This is a genomic window from Kitasatospora sp. RG8, assembly GCF_017813315.1.
In the GTDB taxonomy this organism is placed as follows: domain Bacteria; phylum Actinomycetota; class Actinomycetes; order Streptomycetales; family Streptomycetaceae; genus Kitasatospora.
On sequence record NZ_JAGIYX010000015.1, the window covers coordinates 127,023 to 145,711 of the forward strand.

Consider the following 18,689-nt stretch of genomic DNA (forward strand, 5'->3'; position numbering starts at 1 on the left):
CTCCCTCAGTTCGGCACGGCTTCGGTGGGCTTGTGGCCTGGCTGCCCGTCCGGGCGGTGCGCCGCCCGCCCCGGCGGGCCGTCGGGACGGCCCACGTCAGGAGGGTCGGCACCAGGACGGCCTGCGGCGGCACGAGAACCTGCGGCACCAGAACCGGCGTCCGGAGGGCCGGCGTCCGGAGGGCCGGCGCCCGGAGGGCCGGCGTCCGGGCGGTGCGGCGGCAGCCAGCGGCGGTGCACCGGTGCGGCCGCCTCCGGCAGCAACCGCAGCCGGGGCGCGACCCGGTCCGCGCCGGGCCCGGGCGGCCGGCGGCTGCCCGGCTGCCAGGGCTGCGGCCAGCGCGCCCCGGGACCGGTGTAGCCCTGCTCGGCCGCGGCGTGCAGCGTCCACAGCGGGTCGTACAGCTGCGCCCGGCCGACCGCGACCAGGTCCGCCCGTCCGGCCAGCAGGACCGAGTTGGCGTCGTCGTGGCCGGAGATCGCGCCGACCGCGATGGTCGGGATCCCGGTCGCATGGCGGATCAGGTCGGCGAACGGCACCTGGTAGCCGCGCCCGTACGGCACCTCCTGGTGCGCGACCACCTCGCCGGTGGACACGTCCAGGGCGTCCGCGCCCGCGTCGGCCAGTGCCCGGCAGATCGCCACCGCCTCCGCCTCGGTGGTGCCGCCCGGCGCCCAGTCGGCGGCCGAGACCCGGACCACGACCGGCTTGCCGGCCGGCCAGACCGCCCGCACCGCGGCGAGCACCTCCAGGGCCAGCCGCAGCCGGTGTTCCAGCGGGCCGCCGTAGCGGTCGGTGCGGTGGTTGGTCAGCGGCGAGAGGAACCCGGAGACCAGGTGTCCGTGGCCGAACTGCAGCCCCAGTACGTCGAATCCGGCCCGGTCGGCGCGGGCCGCGGCGGCCGCGAAGTCGGCGGCCACACCGGCCAGTTCCGCCGGGCCGGCCGGGCGCGGCGGCGGGCCCGCCGCCTCCCACGGCAGCGGCGAGGCCGCCAGTGTCGGCCAGCCGTCCGCGAGGGCGCGCCCGATCCCGTCCGGGCCGGGCACGGTGCTCGACGCGCGCCGCCCGGCGTGTGTCAGCTGGATGCCCAGCGGGGTGTCACCCAGCTCGCGGACCGCGCGCACGACCGAGCGCCAGGCCGCCTCCTGGGCGTCCGTCCACAGGCCCGTGCAGCGCTCGGTGGCCCGGCCCTGCGCGCTGACCGCGGTCATGCCGGTGAAGACCAGACCGGCGCCGCCGAGGACGTGGGCGGCGAGCTGGGCCCGGTCGAAGCCGCTGGGCAGCCCGTCCACGGCGGTGAAGGTGGCCAGCGGCGGCACCACGATCCGGTTGCGCAGCCCCAGCCGGCCCAGCCGCAGCGGCCGGAACATCGGCGGAACGGCCGCCCTGCCACCGCCGCCCCCGCCGCCGGGGGCCGTGCCGCCGGGGGCCTTGCGGGCAGCGGTCGCATCGCCCGACGTCGCGTCGCCGGAGGTCGTGCCACCGCAAGCCGCGTCGCCGGACGTCGCATCGCCCGACGTCGCATCGCCGGAGGTCGAGCCGCGGCCCGCCGCCTCGCCTCCTGCACAGCCACCCGACCCGGCGCCCGCCTCGCCCTGCGCGGCGCCGCCGTAGGCCGCGTCGACGGCGTCCACGAAGGCGGCGTCCCGGGCGCGCAGGTTGCCGTAGGTGACCCGGCGGCTGCGGGTGAGCAGGTTGAAGGCGAACTGCTCGGCGCCCTGGCCGGTGTGCCGGCCGACGGTCTCGAACCACTCCAGGCTCGCCTGCGCCGCCCGCTGCGCGGACTCCACCACCGGCCGCCGCTCGGCCTCGTAGGCCGCCAACGCGCCCTCCAGCGCCGGGCTTTCCTGCAGTGCGGCGGCCAGCGCGAGGGCGTCCTCCAGGGCCAGTTTGGTGCCCGATCCGATCGAGAAGTGGGCGGTGTGCGCGGCGTCCCCGAGCAGCGCCACGTTGCGGTGGTGCCAGCTCGCGTTGCGCACGGTGGTGAAGCGGATCCAGCGCGAGGCGTTCGGGATCAGCCGGTGCCCGTCCAGGTGCGGTGCGAGCAGTTGCTCGCACCGCCGTACGCTCGGCAGGTCGCTCTGCCCGCGCCCCAACTCCCGCCCGGCCGGCTCCTCGAAGCCCGCCTTGCGCCACGCCTCCTCGGCCATCTCCACGATGAAGGTCGAACGCCGGTCGCTGTACGGATAGGCGTGCACCTGCAGTGCGCCGAAGTCGTACTGCTCCACGATGAAGGTGAAGGCCTCGAAGACCTTGTCGGTGGCGAGCCAGATGTAGCGGCAGTGCCGCTCGTCCAGTTCGGGCCGGAAGGCCTCCGCGAGGGCTGCCCGGGTCGCCGAGCGCACGCCGTCGGCGGCCACCACCAGGTCGTAGTCGGCCGCCAGTCGGGCGACAGGTGGCGCGGGTGTCCGGTAGCGCACGTCCACCCCCAGCTCGGCGCAGCGCTGTTGCAGGACCGCGCGCAGCCGGTTGCGGTCCAGTGCCGCGAAGCCGTGCCCGCCGCAGGTGCGCACCTGGCCGGCGTACCGGACGTCGATGTCGCTCCAGCGGGCGAACTCGGCGGACAGCGCGGCGAAGACCGGCGGATCGGCCTGGGCGATGCCGTCCAGCGTCTCGTCCGAGAAGACCACGCCGAAGCCGAACGCGTCGTCGCGGGCGTCGCGCTCCCACACCGTGATCTCCCGGTGCGGCGCCAACTTCTTGGCCAGTGCGGCGAAGTAGAGTCCGCCGGGCCCGGCACCGATCACCGCGGCCCGCTGCACCGCGGAACCTGCCGGCCCCCCTGAGGCGCCGCTCACCGGTCCTCCTGCGGCGCCCGCCGGCACCGCTCCCCCGGTCACCGGTAGCCCTCCGCCTGCTGCGGCCCGGACTCGGCGAGCGCCCGGCGCACCTCGGCGGGCCAGGGTTCGGTGCCCTCGGCCTGCGGCGCGGCGTGCACCACCGACATCCGCCCGGCGGCGGCCAGGCCCTGTGGCCCGTGCACCTCGAAGGCGTAGTGCAACGACGAGCCGCCGACCCGCAGGACCCGCAGCTCGGTGCGGACCTCGTCGCCGAACCAGAGGCGTTCGCGGTAGTCGGCCTCGAAGTGCACCCGCGGGATCCGGCCGAACAGCCCGGCCAGCCCGAGCCGGCGCAGCAGCACCGCCTCGGCGGCCTCGACCCAGCGCTGCACCGCCGAGAAGTGGTAGTGCCCGGCCGCGTCGGTGTCCGACCACTCCACCCGCCGCTCCACCGCCACGCTGGCCGGGTGCGCGGCCGCCCGGCGGCGCAGCTCGGCCCGGTGCAGCTTGCCGGTGGCGGTGCGCGGCAGTTCGGTGACGAACTCGACCTCGCGCGGGTACTTGTACGGCGCGATCGTCCGTTTGACGTGCTCCTGGAGTTCCCGGACCGTCTCCGGTCCGGCCGGTACGCCCTCGCGCAGCACCACGTACGCCTTGACCACGCTGCCGCGCCGCTCGTCGGGCGCGCCGACCACCGCGCTGTCCAGCACGTCCGGGTGGCCGGCCAGCACCTGTTCGACCTCGGGCCCGGCGATGTTGTAGCCGGCCGAGACGATCATGTCGTCGGTGCGCGCCTGGTACCAGAAGTAGCCGTCGCGGTCGCGCACACAGGTGTCGCCGGTGAGGTTCCAGCCGTTGCGCACGTAGCCGGCCTGGCGCTCGTCGCGCAGGTAGCGGCACCCGGTCGGGCCCTTGACGGCGAGCAGGCCCGGGGTGCCGTCGGGCACCGGCGCGCCGTCGGCGTCGAGCACGGCGGCCCGGTAGCCCGGGACCGGCCGGCCGGTCGCGCCGGGGCGGATGTCACCGTCGGCGGCGGAGATGAACACGTGCAGCAGCTCGGTGGCCCCGATGCCGTCGACCAGCCGCTGCCCGGTGGCCGCGTGGAAGGCCTGCCAGAGGGAGACCGGCAGGTGCTCGCCGGCCGAGACGCAGCGCCGCACGTCCTTCAGCCGGCCGGCCAGTCCGGCGGCCAGGATCGCCCGGTAGGCGGTCGGCGCGGTGAACAGCATGCTGACCCGGTGCCGGGCGACGTGCTCGGCGAGCTCCTCCGGGCCGGTCCGCTCCAGCAGCAGCGCGGCGGCGCCGGCCCGCAGCGGGAAGACCACCAACCCGCCGAGGCCGAAGGTGAAGGCGAGCGGCGGAGTGCCGGCGAAGAGGTCGTCCGGCGTGGGCCGCAGCACGTGCCGGGAGAAGGTGTCGGCGTTGGCGAGGACGTCGCGGTGGAAGTGGAGGGTGGCCTTGGGCCGGCCGGTGGTACCGGAGGTGAAGGCGATCAGCGCCACGTCGTCGGCGGCGGTGGGCACGGCGGTGAAGCGGCCGCGCCGGGCGGCGCAGCGGGCGGTCAGGTCGTCCGGTCCGGGGCCGCCGTAGGCCAGGACGGTCAGGCCCGGTATGGCGGCCCGTTCCAGCTCGGCCAGGTTGCGGTGGTCGCACAGTGCCGCCACCGGCAGGCTGATCTCGTGCATCGCGGTCAGTTCGGGTGCCCGCAGCAGCGGCATGGTGGTGACCGCCACCATGCCCGCCTTCAGCACCCCCAGCCAGCATGCCACCAGCCAGGGGGTGTTGGGGCCGCGCAGCAGCACCCGGTTGCCGGTGGCCAGGCCCAGGTCCTCGGTCAGGACCCGGGCCACCGCGTCCGCGTTCCGGCGCAGTTCGCCGTAGCTCCACTGCTCCGTCGGAGTGAGCAGGCAGCGCCGGTCGGGGCCGAGGCGCTCGATCGTCTCGTCGAGCAGCGCGTGCGCGCAGTTGAGCCGGTCGGGATAGGCCAGCTCGGGCAGTTCGAAGAGGAGTTCGGGCCACTGGTCGGGCGGCGGAAGGTTGTCGCGGCAGAACGTGTCCAGATGCGCTGAGGGTGTGAGCTCCATAGGGCGGCACCTCTTCGGCGAGCGGGGAGTGAGGCCAGTATGGCGCTCTGGTGACGCCAGTCAAGAGAGCGATACAAGCTTCGGGCCGGCGGCGGGCGCGCGCCCGCGGAGCCACCGCCGCGCCGGACCGCCCGGGGCGCGGCCGGCGGCCCTTGACGCGAAACGGCACCGGTCGGTACCGTCTTGCTGTCGGTACCGATCGGTACCGTTTCCGGGGGACGTCACACATCGGGGGGAAGCCGTGCAAACATCCGCGGACAAGGGCGAGTTGCTCGACCGGGTACAGAAACAGCTGGGGCGGGTGCCGAACCTCTACGCCTCGATGGCCGAGGCGCCGGCCGCCCTGGAGGGCTACCTGGCGATGCGCGACCAGTTGGGCCGCGGCGTGCTGCGGGCCCGGGTGCGCGAGCAGCTCGCCCTCCTGGTCGCCCAGGAGAACGACTGCACCTACTGCGTCAGCGCCCACTCGCTGCGCGGCGCCACGATGGGTCTGAGCGACGAGGAGCTGCTCGCCACCCGCGACGCCTCGGACGCGGACCCGCACACCCGGGCGCTGCTGGCGCTGGCCCGCGAACTCGTCCGCACCCGTGGGCGGATCGGCGACGGGACCCGTGCGCTGATCGACGCGGCCGGCGTGACGGAGGCGGAGGCCGGCGAGGTGGTGGCGCACGTGGCGCTCAACACGCTCTCCAACTACTACAACCACCTGGCCCGTCCGGAGCTGGACTTCCCCGAGGTGAAGGCATGAGCGAGGACTGGGCCGAGGCGGCGGTCGAACTGAACGCCGGCTACACGGTGGTGGACGCGGACGGCACGGCGGTCTCGTCCGTCCCCCGGGCACGGGTGGCCCTGCAGGGCGGCTTCGCCAAGCTGCGCCTGCCGGGCACCGCGACGGTGCAGGTGGTCTCGGCCCCGGCCGTCCGCCTGATCACCTTTCCCGCGTGACCCCCTGGCGGTCGGGTTCCGGCCGCCACCGCGTACTGGACGGCTGCCCGGCCGCCCGGCCCGGGACGCCCCGCAACCCTCGTTGCGCGGCCGCCCGGGTCGGGACGCCGGGCGGCCGTCGGCTTTTCCGGCGCCGTCTCGCGGGCCCTGACCGGCCGCCGTCGCGGGGAACGCGGCCGGGCGGGGCCGTCCGCATCACGGGACCCCGGACATCATCGCCGGTCGGCCGTGGGCAGGGCGGCGAGGTCGAGGAAGAGCGCGGCCGACCAGCCGAATCCCGAGGTGGCGCGGGGGGCGCGGGCGCCGGTCAGGGGGTTCCAGTACTCGTAGAGGCCGCCCGCGTCGCGGACCATGGCGAGGGTGCGGTCGCGGAGTTCGTCGGCGGTGTCCGGGAAGCCGGAACGGCGCAGTCCCTCGACGAGCAGGTGGTTGATGTTCAGCCAGACCGGACCCCGCCACATCGTGTCCGGGGCGAACGCGGGGTCGTCGAAGGCCACGGTCGGAACGGGGCGCTCGCCCCAGTAGGCGGGGGAACGGAGGGTCCGCTCCAGGGCGCCGGCGACCTCGGCGGGCAGCCGGCCGGTGAACAGCGGCATGAGGTCGAGCGCGGTGCGGACGGGGACGGGGACGCCGGCCGACAGGGTGGTGAAGCGGGTGCCGTCCCAGCGCCGGGCCACCAGCAGTCCGGCGTGCGCGGCGGCGCGCGAGCGCCAGCGGGCCGCGTCTGCGGGGCGGCCGAGGGCGTGGGCGATGTCGGCCAGGCGGTCGGCCTCCACGACCAGGTAGGAGTTGAGGTCGGGGGGCTCGGCGCGGGGTCCGTAGTCCCAGACCGGGCTGTCGTCGAGACCGGACGAGTAGGGGTGCAGGTACTCGGGGAGGCCGTCGCCGTCCGGGTCGGAGCCGGCGAACCACCACTCGTGCGCGCGGACGAGCCGCGGGTAGACGGCGGCGAGGAACGGGACGTCCGGGTCGCTCTCGTGGACCTTCCAGACGGCCCAGGCGGCGAGCGGCGGTTTGGTGACCGGCACCGGCGTGCGGCCCGCCCGGGCGCCGTTCGCGCTGCCGACGTGCTCGGCCAGGCGCTCGTGGTCCGCCCGCGGCAGGTCGGTGGTGTCGGCGAGCACGCCGCGGTCGTGGACGACGTCGGGGAGCCGGCCGTCCGGGAGCTGGTGGTCGAGGAGGAGCAGGATCTGGTCGCGGGCGAGCGCCGGGAAGGCGTGGCGCAGGGCGACGGCGTGGAAGAGGGCGTCCCAGTTCCAGACGCCGACGTACCCGTACTTCGACGGGACGAGCCCCTCGCGGCCGGCGATCGGCAGCAGGTTGACGGCCAGCGTCCACCAGGCCATCCGGGCACGCTCCGCGAGGTCGGCCCGGACGGGCGGCAGGCGGTCGAACCACGCCGTCCAGCGGGCCTCGGCGGCGGCGCGCACGGCGGGTGCCGACCACGTCCCGGACGGGCCCGCCAGGACGTGGCAGCCGTCGAGCGCGAGCGTCCGCTCCGTCCCGTCGGGCAACCGCCAGGAGGCCCGCGCGTCGCGCCCGGCGAGCACCAGGGTCTCGTGGTCGGCGAACAGCAGGGACACCCCGCCCGCGAAGGCCACCTCGACGGGTGTCGCCCGCACGACGGGCAGCGGGCGTCCGGCGGGGTCGCGCACGACCAGCGCGGTGAGTTCCGTGGTCGCGGCGAGCGGCGTCTCGTACTCGGCCCGGGCGACCCGCAGGCCGTCGGGGCCGGCCGTGACCAGCAGGCGCGAGCCGCGTTCGGTGAACGGCCGCTCGACGAGGTCGAGTTCGAGGTCGGGTCCGAGGTCGGGTCCGGCCGGGCTCGTGGGGGGCGTCGGTGCGGACATCAGCGCCCTCCCAGGCCCGAGGAGGCCATGCTGTTGAGGATCCTGCGCTGCCCGACCAGGAAGGCGATGAGCATCGGCACCACGGTCATCGCGGACAGGGCGGCGGTGAGTCCGTAGTCGACGCCGCCGCGCTGGGAGTTGAAGGAGTCGAGCAGCAGCGGGACGGTGAACAGCTCCGAGGAGTTCAGGAACACCAGCGGGAAGAAGTAGCTGTTCCAGCTGGCCAGGAAGACGATGATGCCGAGCGTCCAGAGGCCGGGGCGGATGTTGGGCAGGATGATCCGCCAGAAGACGGTCCAGCGGCCCGCGCCGTCGATCCGGGCCGCCTCCTCCAGTTCGACCGGGACGGCCCGGATGAACTGGCGCAGCAGGAACACGGCGAAGGGGTTGGCGACCGCCGGCAGGATCAGCGCCAGGTGCGAGTCGATCAGTTGGAGCCTGGCCAGCATGATGTAGAGCGGCACGATGGTGACCTGGGCCGGGACCATCTGGGTGGCGAGGAAGAGGCCGAACAGCGGCCCGGAGCCGCGGAACGGGATCCGGGCGAAGGCGTAGGCGGCCATGGCGCCGGTCAACAGGGTGGCGGCGACGGTGACCGCCGCGATGTACATGCTGTTCCAGTACGCCCGCCCGATCGGGACCTCGTCGAGCACGTCGGGGTAGTTCCGTGCGCGCCAGGGGGCGGGGAGCCAGGACAGCGGGTCGTTGATCATCTGGCCGACCCCCTTGAAGGAGGTCAGGACCATCCAGACGAACGGGAACAGCATGAGCAGGCCGCCGAGGGCGAGCCCGGCGTGCAGGAGGAGGCGGCCGGGGGTGGTGGTGTTCCGTACGGTCATGGCGGCGCCTCAGGACTCGTAGTGGACGAGGCGCTTCTGCGCCTTGAACTGGACCGCCGTGACGACGAGCGTCAACAGCAGCAGGAGCAGCGCGGCAGCACTCGACAGGCCGAAGTGGAACTCGCGGAAGCCCTGCTGGTAGACCTTGTAGACGATGGTCTGGGCGCCTTCGTTGTGATCCGGGTTGACCAGGACGTAGACGAGGTCGAAGGCCTGGAACGAGCTGATCACGGACACCACCACGGTGAAGAAGACGGTGGGCGAGAGCAGCGGCAGGGTGACCGAGCGCAGGGTCTGCCACGGGCCGGCGCCGTCGATCCGCGCGGCTTCGAGCAGGTTCGGCGGGATGGTCGCGAGCCCGGCCAGGAAGATGACGACGTTGAGCCCCAGCGAGGACCAGATCGTCACGACCGCGATGGCGGGGACGACCCAGTCCGGGTCGGCCAGCCAGTCGGGCAGGGTGACCCCGAGCAGGTCGTGCGCGGTGCCGTTGAGGATGCCGTCGGCGCCGCCGCCGAGGATCATCTGCCAGATCACCGACACCGCGACCGAGCTGGTCACCACGGGCAGGAAGTAGACCACCCGGTAGACGGTCCGGCCGCGCACGCCGTGCAGGGCGAGCGCGATCAGCAGGGCCAGGGCGAGCCCGCCCGGCACGGTGATCAGGCCGATCTTGAGGGTGTTCCACACCGCGCGGCCGAACTCCGGGTCGGTCAGCTGGGTGCGGTAGTTGTCCAGGCCGACCCAGGTGGCGTCGCCCAGGCCGTCCCAGCGCATGAAGGAGAGCACGACGGCGAAGCCGAGCGGGCCGACCAGGAAGACCAGCAGGCCCAGCAGCTGGGGGGCGAGGAAGACGAGGGCCCACCGCCGGTCGCGGCGGCGCCAGAGCGGCTCGGGGCCGCTGCGGGCCGCGGGGGCCCGGCCGGCGGCGGGGCGCCCGCCCCGCCGGGCCGCGGGCTGGGTGACGGCGCTCACCCCTGCCGGCCCTTCATGCCGTCGACGAGGGCCTGGAGCTGGGTCATGCCCTCGTCGAAGCCGGTCTTGCCCTCCCAGATCTTCATGAGCTGGTCGTTGATCGCCTTGGTCAGGCCGGGGACGGCGACCTCGTCGGGGTAGTTGGCGAAGCCCCGGTCGCGCAGGTCGAGGAAGGTCTTCGCGTGCGCCGGGTAGTTGCCGTCGGTCACCAGGTTCTCGGCGCCCTTGACGGACGGGACGGCGCTGCCGCCCTTGAGCCGCAGCTGCTGGCCCTCCTTGCTGACGAACTCGGTGAGGAAGGTGAAGGCCTCCTTCGGGTGCTTGCTGCCCTTGTTGATCGCCAGGTAGGAGGCGGCGACGGCGCCCGGGATCGGCTTCCCGGACTCGGAGGGGAACGGCACGACGTCGTAGCCGGCGCGGTCACCGCCCTTGTCGATGTTCTCGATCACCCAGCGGCCGCCGGCGTAGAAGCCGGCCTTGTGCTTGATGAACTGGGTGGCCGCGCCGTTGCCCTCGGGCAGCAGGTCGGCGGAGGCGAACGTCTTGTCCCGGTAGCCGTCGGCGAGGGTCCTGAACGCCTGCCGGGTCTTCGGGTCGGACGTCGCGACGAACCGGCCGCCGTCCCAGACCTTGCCGCCGAAGCCGTTGACCACGCTGTAGTTGGCGCCGTACCAGTTCCAGAAGACGGAGCCGTACTTGCCGGCGGCCTTGAGCTTCGCGTTCATCTCCAGGTACTTGGCCATGGTCCACTGCCCGGCGTCGTTCAGCACGGCCGGGTCCTCGGTGATCCCGGCGTCGGCCAGGGCCTTCTTGTCGAACCAGAGGACCTCGGGGTTGGTGTCGTTCGGGACGCCGTAGGTGACGCCCTCCTTCTTCGCACCGCCGTAGATGCCCTCGAAGAAGTCGGCGGGCCTGCTGCGGCTCTGCGGCCCGGCGAGCTGCTCGTCGAGCGGGGCGAGCACGCCGTCGGCGACGAGCTTGCCGATGTAGTCGTCGCCGACGTAGACGACGTCGGGGGCGCTTCCGGAGGTGAGCTGGGTGAGCAGCTTGGGGTGGTAGTCCTCGTAGGAGGAGACCTGTTCGAGTTTGAGGGTGATGTTCGGGTGCTTCCTGGTGAAGTCGTCGGTGAAGGCCTTGAAGGCCGCGGTGTCCTCGGCCGAGCCCCAGGTAGACCAGCGGATGGTGACCTTGCCGTCCTTGCCGTCCGAGGCGGGGCCTGCGCCGCCGGACCCGCTGCACGCGGACGCGGTGGTGGCCAGGGCGACCGCGGCGGCGAGCAGGGCTGTTCTTCTCGTGAAAGCGGACATCGGATGCCTCCTGGGCCTTCGTGAGGACTGAGGGGTGCGGGTGGGGTGGGTGGAGGTGCGCGTGTGGGTGCGGGGCCCGGTGGCGAGGGGGGTCAGGCGAGGCCGCCGCCGTCGACGACGAGGGCGGAGCCGGTCATGTAGCTGCTCGCGTCGCCGGCGAGGAACAGGACGGTGTTGGCGATCTCCTCGGGCGAGCCCGCGCGGCCCATCGGCCGGTCGGCGGCGTCCTTCTCGAAGGCCGCCCACTCCTCGTGGAGCTGGCGCGCCTCGTCGCGCAGCATCGGGGTCAGGGTGTCGCCCGGGTTGACCGAGTTGACGCGGATGCCGGCGGCGGCGTGGTCGATCGCCAGGGCGCGCGTCATGTTGACGACCGCGGCCTTGGAGGCGCAGTAGGACAGCGCGTTGCCGCCGCCCTTCAACCCCCAGCCGGAGCCGGTGTTGATGATCGAGCCGCCCCCCGTCATCGCCGGGACGGCGAAGCGGCACATCAGGTAGACGGACCGGACGTTGACGGCCATCACCCGGTCCCAGTCCTCGACGGAGATCTCCAGCGCGCTCTGGCGGCGGATGATCCCGGCGTTGTTGAACAGGACGTGCAGGCCCCCGTACGTCCGGACCGCGATGGTGACGATCCGTTCGCAGTCGGTCTCCGAGGAGACGTCGGCCCGCACCGCCACCGCCCGGCCGCCCGCGGCCTCGATCTCGCGGACGACCGGGCCGGCGTCCGCGAGGTCGGCGATGACCACGGCGGCGCCCTCGGCGGCGAACAGCAGGGCGGTGGCGCGGCCGATGCCGGAGGCACCACCGGTGACGATGGCGACCTTGTTGCGCAGGGTGTTCATGGGAGCTCCTCACTCGCGGACCGGATGCGGTACAGAACTGATTCACGGTGTCCGGTGACGACCCGGACGTGGCCGTCGAGCGCGGCGTCGGCCTCCGGGTCGCCGCTGTCCGCGAGCAGGGGCCGCCCGCCGAGCCCGGCGAGCTTCTCCCGGGTGGCGAGGACGACGATCCCGGCGAGCCCGGCCAGCACCCGCGGGCTGAACTGCTGGTTGCCGCGCCCGATCACGAAACCCTGCCCACCGATGACGGACAACACACCATGCGTCACCTGTGACATGGCAATGGTGTGCAGGCGCTGCTCGGTCACGTCGGAGGCGAGCAGGGCGCCGTCCCGGACGACGTCCACGCCCAGCGGCGTCAACTCCAGGCCGAGCTCCCGCCCCACGGCGAGCGTGGTCGCGCCGGGCCCCAGCGCGTAGGCGGTACCGGGCCGCATCGCCGCCACCACCGCCCGGGCGATGGACTCCGCCGTGCCCGGCGGCGCCGCCGAGGAGCCGGACTTGCGGCCGCTGAGCCGCGCCCGCTGCGCCGGCACCCGGAGGGTCCCGTAGAGCCGGGCACCGACCCGCCCCGCCCGGTACGCCTCCTCGTCCAGGTCGACGACCTCCGCCTCGACCGTCCTCCCGTCGAACCCGGCGGCGGCCGCCCCCGCCGCGAACGGGCTGACGGCGAAGCAGCCCGAGTAGACCTTCACCCCGGCCGGCACGCCGAGCACCGGCGGGCGCGGCCCGGCGTCCAGGACGTCCCGCGCCGTGCCGTCGCCGCCCGCGAACAGCAGCAGGTCCACCGTGCCGAGCGCGGCCACCGCCGCCCGGGTGTCCACCGCGCCGGTGGCGGCCCCGGAGCGGGCACGGTGGACGGTCTCGTACGGGACGGCGGCGGCGAGCGCGCTGTCCTCCCCCATCGGGCCGGCGACGGTGCGGACGAGGACGTCGGGACGCCGGGAGTGCAGGGCGCGCAGCGCGGCCGCCGCGCGGCCGGCCGCACGCGGGACGGCGCCCAGGGCGAGCGCCCTGGCCTGGACACCGGGCCCGTCGCTGCCCTTGAGGGCGACGGCGCCGCCGAGGCCCGCGACCGGGTTCACGACCAGGCCGACGATCATCCGCCGTGCGTCCGGTCGTGGTTCCCGCCGTGCCTCCTGTCGTGCATTCCCTCGTGGGTCTCCCCCTGCTTCCCGCCGTGCTTGCGGCGGTAGGCGCGCCAGGAGGGCGACCACTGCGCCGGGTCGTCCAGCGGGCCGGGGTCGATCCGGTGGACGCTCTGCCGGTAGGGCGCGCCCCGCACGAAGTCGGGGTCCTCGCGCGCCTCGGCGGCGACCTGGGCGAGGATCGCCGCGTACTCGTCGAGGTCCTCCCGGGAGTAGGACTCGGTCGGCTCCAGGGTGAACGGCTCGGGCACCACGTACGGGTGGTGGCTGGTCCAGTAGTGCACGCCGAAGTCGGCGGCCCGGAAACCGATCTCCTCCGAGTGCACGCCGGTCTCCGCGGTCAGCTCCTGCCAGGAGTAGCGGACCTGTTCGACCCGCCGCCGCTGCGCCCACGGGACGGAGGCGCCGGGGATCCGCAGCACCTTGCTCATCAGGTAGTTGTTGTTGAGGACGGCCGTCTCCGCGACCTCGCGCAGGCCCTCCGCCCCGAGCGCCATCACCCAGGCGTAGGCGCGGACGACGTTGGGCGTCACCCCGAGGAACGGCCGGATCTTCCCGACCGAACGCTCCGGGGCGGTCAGCGTGTAGGCCCCGCCGTCGCGGTCGACGACCGGACCGGGCAGGAACGGCACCAGCGCCTCGGCGACGCCGCACGCGCCGGCCGCCGGCCCGCCGCACGCGTGCGGCGTCGAGAAGGTCTTGTGCAGGTTGAAGTGGCACAGGTCGAACCCGGCGTCCCGGGCCCGGGTGATGCCGAGGATGCCGTTGGCGTTGGCCTGGTCGTAACAGGCCAGGCCGCCGGCCTCGTGGACCAGGTCGACGAACTCGCGGATCCGCGGGTTGAAGATCCCGGTGTCCTCCGGGTTGGTGATCAGGAGTGCGGCGGTGCGCGGGCCGACCGCCGCACGCAGCGCCTCGATGTCGGGGCAGCCCTCGGCGTCCGGCATGAGGGTGACGACCTCGTACCCGGCGACCTTGGCGCAGGCCGCGTTCGAGGGGTGGGAGAACATCGTGGTGATCACCTGGTCGCGCTGGTCCCCCTCGCCCCGGGAGGCGTGGTAGGCGCGGATCATCGCGATGTTGGCGTAGATCGCCGCCGAGCCCGCGCCGGGCTGGAGCGAGACCCGTGCCATGCCGGAGATCTCCTTGAGGATCTGCTCCAGCCGCCAGTAGATCTCCAGCACGCCCTGCACGGTGTCCTCGGGCTGGAGCGGGTGCAGCCCGGCGACCCGCGGGTCGCGCACGAGGGCGTCGTTGACCTTGGGGCTGTACTTCATCGTGCAGGTGCCCTGGCCGACGTCGATGTTCAGGTCGGCGCCGAGGGTCTCCTGGGACAGCCGCAGGTAGTGCCGGACCACCTGGTTCTGCGACAGTTCGGGCAGCGCGGGCGGGGTCTGGCGGGCGACGCCCTCGGGCAGCTCGACCAGCGGCGCGTCCGGGGCGGGGACGCCCACGCCGCGCCGCCCGGGCCGGGACAGCTCGAAGACGATCTCCTCGTCCCAGCGGGCCTGGTGGAAGCGGCGCAGGGCGGGCCTGGCCCCGATCGGCAGGGTGGCGAACGGTTCGCCGGTCGTTCCGTGCGAGCTCACGCGGTGCCTCCGGTGGCGGAAGGGACGTCGATGGCGGCGACGGCGGCGACGGTGGAAGCGGCGTCGATGCCGGGAGGGGGGACGTTGGTGACGGAAGGGACGTCGATGGCGGACAGCGCGTCCCTGACCGCCGCCGCGAGGGTGTCGATGTCGGCGACGGAGTGCCGCTCGGTGACGCAGACCAGGACCTCCCGGGGCCCGAGCCGCACGCCGCCGAGGACGCCCCGGCGTCGCAGGGCGGCGAGCAGGGCGTCGGCGTCCGGCACCTCGACGGCGAACTCCCGGAAATGCACCGCCTCCTGGTGGCGGACGACGGCGCCGGCGGCGGCGAGCGCACGCATCGCGTACCGGGTGCGGGCGAGGATCGTCTCGCCGATCTCCCGCATGCCCTGCGGTCCCATCAGCGCGAGGTAGACGCCGGCGGTGATGCCCCACAGGGCGGCCGCGGTGCCGACCCACTCCTTGCCCTCCTCCCGTAGCGCGAAGGAGGTCCGGTCGTAGAGGACGTCGCCGAAGCCGTACTCGCCGGGGACGGCGGTCGGGGCGATGCCGAACAGCCGGGACGGGAACTCCGCGACCAGGCGCTCCTCGTCGTGCGCGGCGATGAACCCGGCCTGGCCGCCGCCGTACTGCGGGTGCATGCCCAGGGACTGGATGTCCCCGCAGACCAGGTCGGCGCCGTAGGAGGCCGGCGGGGCGAGCACACCGAGCGAGATCGGGTCGGTGGAGACGACCAGCAGGGCGCCGACGGCGTGTGCCAGGTCGGCCAGTTCGCGGCCGCGGGTCTCGACGACACCGTGGACGGTGGGCGTCTCCAGGTAGAGGGCGGCGAAGGTGTCGTCCAGCCGGACGTCGCCCATCTCCCCCGAGTCGCCCACCGGGGCGAGCAGCACCTCGACGTCCGGCGCGAGGTAGTCGCGGATCTTGGCCAGTTTGTCGGCCGCGACCGCCCCGCTGACCAGCACCCGGTTCCGGCCGGTGCGGCGCGCGGCCATCCGCAGGGCCGTCCCGGCCGCCTGGAAGCCGTCGTAGGTGGGGACGTTGACGACGTCCATCTCCAGCAGCTCGGCCATCATCGAGACGTACTCGAAGAGGGCCTGGAACCGGCCGTGGTCCTCGTAGGGCTCGCCCGCGTAGGCGGTCAGGAACTCGCCGCGCCCGTTGACCTCGTCGCACACCGCCGGGACGTGGTGCGGGTAGCAGCCGTGGCCGAGGAAGCTCAGCAGTTCGGCCGGGTCGGTGTTCCGGGCCAGCAGGCCGCGGACGTGCCGCGCCAGGCCGTGCTCGTCGGCGAACGGCGCGGGCAGGTCGAGCGGGCGGTCGAGGCGCAGGTCGGCGGGGATGTCGCCGTAGAACTCGGCGACATCGGGGGCGCCGATCTCGGCGAGCATCGCCGCCCGCGTCTCGGGCCCCGCGTTGGGGATGTAGGGATGGGCCACGGGCACTCCTCGGGCTCAGGGCTTCAGGACCACGGCGTCGCGCGGTGCGACGGTCACGGGGCCGACCGGCAGCGGACGGCCGGTCAGCAGGTCGGTCGGCGGGGCGGTCACGGGCTCGGTGCGGGCCGGCAGCGGGACGACGGCCGGCTCCGTCCCGTGGTTGAGCAGGAACAGGTACGGGCCGCGGCGGCATGCCTCGACGCCTTCGGGAAGGCCGGCGCCGGTCACACCGGTGATCCCGGCGGCGGCCAGCGCCTCGTCCAGCAGCGGCGCCGGGTCCTCGGGCAGGAAGCTGAGGTAGGTGGCGGCGCCGCGCCGGGTGACGGCCGGGCGGCCGTCCAGCGGGCCGCCGCGGTAGCGCGCCAGCACCTCGGCGTCCTCGGCGGTGAGCCACTCGCTCCAGGTGCGGGCGAGCAGCCGGGTGCCGTCCGCCGTCACGACCTCCTGGGTCCCGCCGTCGGGGATCGGCCGGCACTCCTCCACGCGCACTCCGAGCAGGTCGCGCAGCGGTCCGGGCGCCCCGCCGTCGTGGACGTGGTCGGCGGCGTCGACCACCCCGCTGAACGGGCCGACCAGCAGCCGCCCGGCGAAGGCGGCCAGGTTGGCGGCCTGCCCGGGGGTGCACAGGTAGAGGTTGGGGGCGATGACCAGCCGGTAGGAGGAGAGGTCGCGGTCCGGCGGGGCCAGGTCGACGGCGATGCCGCGGGCGTGCAGCGGCGCGTACCAGCCGAGGAGGAGCTCGTGCAGCCGGAGCCGGTCGGACGGCATCGACTCGGGGGCCTCCAGCCCCCACCAGCTGTCCCAGTCCAGCAGGAGGGCGACGTCGGCCTCGGTGGTGGTGCCCGCGACCTCGGCCAGCCGCCGCACGTCCGCGCCGAGGGCCACCGTCTCCCGCCACTGGCGGGTCCGGGTGCCGCCGTGCGGGAGCATCGCCGAGTGGAACTTCTCCGGGCCGTACCTGGCCTGGCGCCACTGGAAGAACATCACGCCGTCCGAGCCGTGGGCCAGCGCCTGGAGGCTGTGCAGGCGCATGACGCCCGGGTCCTTGGGGACGTTGACCGCGCGCCAGCTGACCGCGCTCGGCGCGGACTCCAGGAGCAGCCACGGCTGCCGCTTCAGCGAGCGCATCAGGTCGTAGCTGAGCGCGGCCCTGACGTGGGCCCGCGGGTCGGCCGGGTCGGGGTAGGCGTCGTCGCTGACGAGGTCCTCGGCGGCGGCCCACTTCCAGTAGTCGAGGTCGCGCAGGACGCTCATGAAGTTGGTGGTCACCGGGACGTCCGGGGTGACCTCCTTCAGGACCTCGCGCTCGGCCTCGAAGCAGGCGAGCAGCGCGTCGCTGGAGAAGCGGCGCCAGTCCAGCAGCTGGGTGGGGTTGACCGGGCCGGGGGCCTTGCGGGGCGGTTCGACCTGCGTCCAGTCGGTGTAGTGCTGGCCCCAGCACGACGTCCCCCAGGCGGAGTTGAGGCCGTCGAGGGTGCGGTGGCGCTCCTGCAGCCAGCGCCGGAAGTCGCGGGCCGACTCCTCGCAGAAGCACTCGGCCGTGTGGTCGGCGTACTCGTTGCCGATGTGCCACAACGCGAGCGCGGGGTGGTCCCGGTAACGCTCGGCCAGGGCGCGGGCCAGCCGGACGGTGGCGGCCCGGAACACCGGGGAGGAGGGGCAGTAGCCCTGCCGCGAGCCGAACTCCAGCCGGGTGCCGGCGGCGTCGACGGGCCGGATCTCCGGGTGGCGCCGGACCAGCCAGGGCGGGGGCGTCGCGGTCGCGGTGGCGAGGTCGGCGGCGACGCCGTGCGCGTGGAGCAGGTCGAGGACGCGGTCGAGCCAGCCGAAGTCGTAGACGCCGGGCGCGGGTTCCAGCCGGGACCAGGAGAAGACCGCGACGGTCACCATGGTGACGCCGGCCTCGGCCATCAGCCGGACGTCCTCCTGCCAGACCTCCTCGGGCCACTGCTCGGGGTTGTAGTCGCCCCCGAACAGCAGCCCCGGCACGCGTGTCAGACCCATGCTCCGCCTCCCCTGGGGGTCGAGGACCCCGCTTCGGCATTTTGTATTCAAAATGCATAGTGCAGTACACTGCATGCGGTCAAGGGGTATGCTGCAGATCCGAAGATGGGGGATCCCGATGGCGATCGAGCGCCGCCCGCTGCGCGAGCAGATCCGCGACGAGCTCATGGAGCGGCTCACCCGCGGCGAGTTCTCGGCGGGCGCCGATGTCAACGAGGCCGTGCTCGCCGCCGAGCTGGGCGTCAGCCGCACGCCGCTGCGCGAGGCCCTGATCGCCCTGGCGGGCGAGGGCGTGCTGGAGAGCAACCAGGGCCGCGGCTTCCGCTTCGCGCCGGTCAGCCGCAAGGAGTTCCGCGAGCTGGTCGCCATCGTCGCGGCACTGGAGTCCCTGGCGCTGGAGTCCTCCGACCCGGAGCATCTGCGGACCATCGCCCCGCGACTGCTGGACCTCGCCCAGGGCTTCCCTGACCAGGTCGCCACGCACGCGACGGTCGACCGGCGCGACGACGAATGGCACGGCCTGCTGCTCAGCGGCTGCTCGAACGAGCGGCTGCTCGACCTCCTCACCCGGGTCAAGGCCGGGATGCGGCGCTACGAGAACCTGGTCGTCGCCGAGGACGAACCGGTGGCCCGCGAGTCGGAGGAGCACTGCGAGATCGCACGCCGCCTCCTGGACGACGACCTGCCCGGCGCCATCACCGCCCTGCGCGCCAACTGGGTGGGCGGCATGGAGCGCATGCTCGCCCACATCCCGGCGGACTGACCGGGACGGGGCGGCGCGGGCCGGGCGGACGGTCCGCGGCGGCGCGGGCGGCGTGCGGGTGGCGTGCGGGTGGCGTGCGGGTCCCCGCGGCCGGGGCAGGGCCGCAGCCCGGCCGCTCCCCGGC

General features: G+C 74.2%; 14 protein-coding genes and 1 pseudogene. 3 read left to right on the forward strand and 12 right to left on the reverse strand.

What is annotated here, in order from left to right; translation table 11 throughout:
* Positions 1-5 precede the first annotated feature (5 nt).
* From J5Y04_RS42010 to J5Y04_RS22540, 3 genes and pseudogenes are all read right to left on the reverse strand, one after another.
* Positions 6-2,762, reverse strand: coding sequence for an FAD-dependent monooxygenase (locus tag J5Y04_RS42010; RefSeq protein WP_307853243.1), 2,757 nt, complete (start codon positions 2,760-2,762; stop codon positions 6-8).
* Positions 2,763-2,836: 74 nt separating this feature from the next.
* Positions 2,837-3,238 (reverse strand): thioesterase family protein, encoded by a 402-nt coding sequence (locus J5Y04_RS42015; protein WP_307853249.1) that lies wholly within the window; start codon positions 3,236-3,238, stop codon positions 2,837-2,839.
* Between the two features lie 21 nt (positions 3,239-3,259).
* Positions 3,260-4,864, reverse strand: a pseudogene (locus tag J5Y04_RS22540) (AMP-binding protein); the annotation flags it as partial.
* A 241-nt stretch (positions 4,865-5,105) separates the two neighbouring features.
* Here J5Y04_RS22540 and J5Y04_RS22545 point away from each other — a divergent pair.
* Both J5Y04_RS22545 and J5Y04_RS22550 read left to right on the forward strand, forming a co-directional pair.
* On the forward strand, positions 5,106-5,612 hold the full coding sequence (locus tag J5Y04_RS22545; protein ID WP_307853244.1) for a carboxymuconolactone decarboxylase family protein: 507 nt from the start codon (positions 5,106-5,108) through the stop codon (positions 5,610-5,612).
* A complete protein-coding gene (locus tag J5Y04_RS22550) occupies positions 5,609-5,809 on the forward strand; it encodes a hypothetical protein (RefSeq protein WP_209413897.1) in 201 nt (66 codons plus the stop codon). The genes J5Y04_RS22545 and J5Y04_RS22550 overlap by 4 nt, the downstream gene beginning before the upstream one ends.
* 212 nt (positions 5,810-6,021) lie before the next feature.
* Here J5Y04_RS22550 and J5Y04_RS22555 read toward each other — a convergent pair whose 3' ends face one another.
* From J5Y04_RS22555 to J5Y04_RS22595, 9 genes are all read right to left on the reverse strand, one after another.
* The gene (locus J5Y04_RS22555; protein WP_209413898.1) at positions 6,022-7,659 is read right to left on the reverse strand and encodes an amylo-alpha-1,6-glucosidase; all 1,638 of its coding nucleotides are present in this window, start codon (positions 7,657-7,659) and stop codon (positions 6,022-6,024) included.
* Positions 7,659-8,498, reverse strand: a complete 840-nt coding sequence (locus J5Y04_RS22560; RefSeq protein ID WP_209413899.1) for a carbohydrate ABC transporter permease — start codon at positions 8,496-8,498, stop codon at positions 7,659-7,661. The genes J5Y04_RS22555 and J5Y04_RS22560 overlap by 1 nt, the downstream gene beginning before the upstream one ends.
* 9 nt (positions 8,499-8,507) lie before the next feature.
* The gene (locus J5Y04_RS22565) at positions 8,508-9,473 is read right to left on the reverse strand and encodes a carbohydrate ABC transporter permease (protein WP_209413900.1); all 966 of its coding nucleotides are present in this window, start codon (positions 9,471-9,473) and stop codon (positions 8,508-8,510) included.
* Positions 9,470-10,780 carry a sugar ABC transporter substrate-binding protein gene (locus J5Y04_RS22570; protein WP_245205215.1) on the reverse strand — a complete coding sequence of 437 codons (1,311 nt, stop codon included), beginning with the start codon at positions 10,778-10,780 and terminating at the stop codon, positions 9,470-9,472. Before J5Y04_RS22570 ends, J5Y04_RS22565 begins: the two co-directional genes overlap by 4 nt.
* Positions 10,781-10,872: 92 nt before the next feature.
* Positions 10,873-11,622, reverse strand: a complete 750-nt coding sequence (locus tag J5Y04_RS22575) for an SDR family NAD(P)-dependent oxidoreductase (RefSeq protein WP_209413901.1) — start codon at positions 11,620-11,622, stop codon at positions 10,873-10,875.
* A complete protein-coding gene (locus tag J5Y04_RS22580; RefSeq protein ID WP_209413902.1) occupies positions 11,619-12,725 on the reverse strand; it encodes an ATP-NAD kinase family protein in 1,107 nt (368 codons plus the stop codon). The genes J5Y04_RS22575 and J5Y04_RS22580 overlap by 4 nt, the downstream gene beginning before the upstream one ends.
* On the reverse strand, positions 12,722-14,359 hold the full coding sequence (gene gcvPB, locus J5Y04_RS22585) for an aminomethyl-transferring glycine dehydrogenase subunit GcvPB (RefSeq protein ID WP_209413903.1): 1,638 nt from the start codon (positions 14,357-14,359) through the stop codon (positions 12,722-12,724). The genes J5Y04_RS22580 and gcvPB overlap by 4 nt, the downstream gene beginning before the upstream one ends.
* Positions 14,356-15,798 (reverse strand): aminomethyl-transferring glycine dehydrogenase subunit GcvPA, encoded by a 1,443-nt coding sequence (gcvPA, locus tag J5Y04_RS22590; protein ID WP_209413904.1) that lies wholly within the window; start codon positions 15,796-15,798, stop codon positions 14,356-14,358. The genes gcvPB and gcvPA overlap by 4 nt, the downstream gene beginning before the upstream one ends.
* Before the next feature lie 15 nt (positions 15,799-15,813).
* Positions 15,814-17,802: a beta-galactosidase gene (locus J5Y04_RS22595; RefSeq protein ID WP_209413905.1), complete on the reverse strand. Its 1,989-nt coding sequence runs from the start codon at positions 17,800-17,802 to the stop codon at positions 15,814-15,816.
* 118 nt (positions 17,803-17,920) lie between these two features.
* Between J5Y04_RS22595 and J5Y04_RS22600 the strand changes: the two genes are divergently transcribed.
* Positions 17,921-18,565, forward strand: coding sequence for a GntR family transcriptional regulator (locus J5Y04_RS22600; protein ID WP_209413906.1), 645 nt, complete (start codon positions 17,921-17,923; stop codon positions 18,563-18,565).
* Positions 18,566-18,689: the final 124 nt, after the last annotated feature.

Bases quoted from the DNA above. Each gene is read 5' to 3' on its own strand.
- J5Y04_RS22550 (WP_209413897.1), top strand. From the start codon at position 5,609: ATGAGCGAGGACTGGGCCGAGGCGGCGGTCGAACTGAACGCCGGCTAC.
- J5Y04_RS22555 (WP_209413898.1), bottom strand. From the start codon at position 7,659: ATGTCCGCACCGACGCCCCCCACGAGCCCGGCCGGACCCGACCTCGGA.
- J5Y04_RS22560 (WP_209413899.1), bottom strand. From the start codon at position 8,498: ATGACCGTACGGAACACCACCACCCCCGGCCGCCTCCTCCTGCACGCC.
- J5Y04_RS22570 (WP_245205215.1), bottom strand. From the start codon at position 10,780: ATGTCCGCTTTCACGAGAAGAACAGCCCTGCTCGCCGCCGCGGTCGCC.
- J5Y04_RS22575 (WP_209413901.1), bottom strand. From the start codon at position 11,622: ATGAACACCCTGCGCAACAAGGTCGCCATCGTCACCGGTGGTGCCTCC.
- J5Y04_RS22580 (WP_209413902.1), bottom strand. From the start codon at position 12,725: ATGATCGTCGGCCTGGTCGTGAACCCGGTCGCGGGCCTCGGCGGCGCC.
- J5Y04_RS22595 (WP_209413905.1), bottom strand. From the start codon at position 17,802: ATGGGTCTGACACGCGTGCCGGGGCTGCTGTTCGGGGGCGACTACAAC.
- J5Y04_RS22600 (WP_209413906.1), top strand. From the start codon at position 17,921: ATGGCGATCGAGCGCCGCCCGCTGCGCGAGCAGATCCGCGACGAGCTC.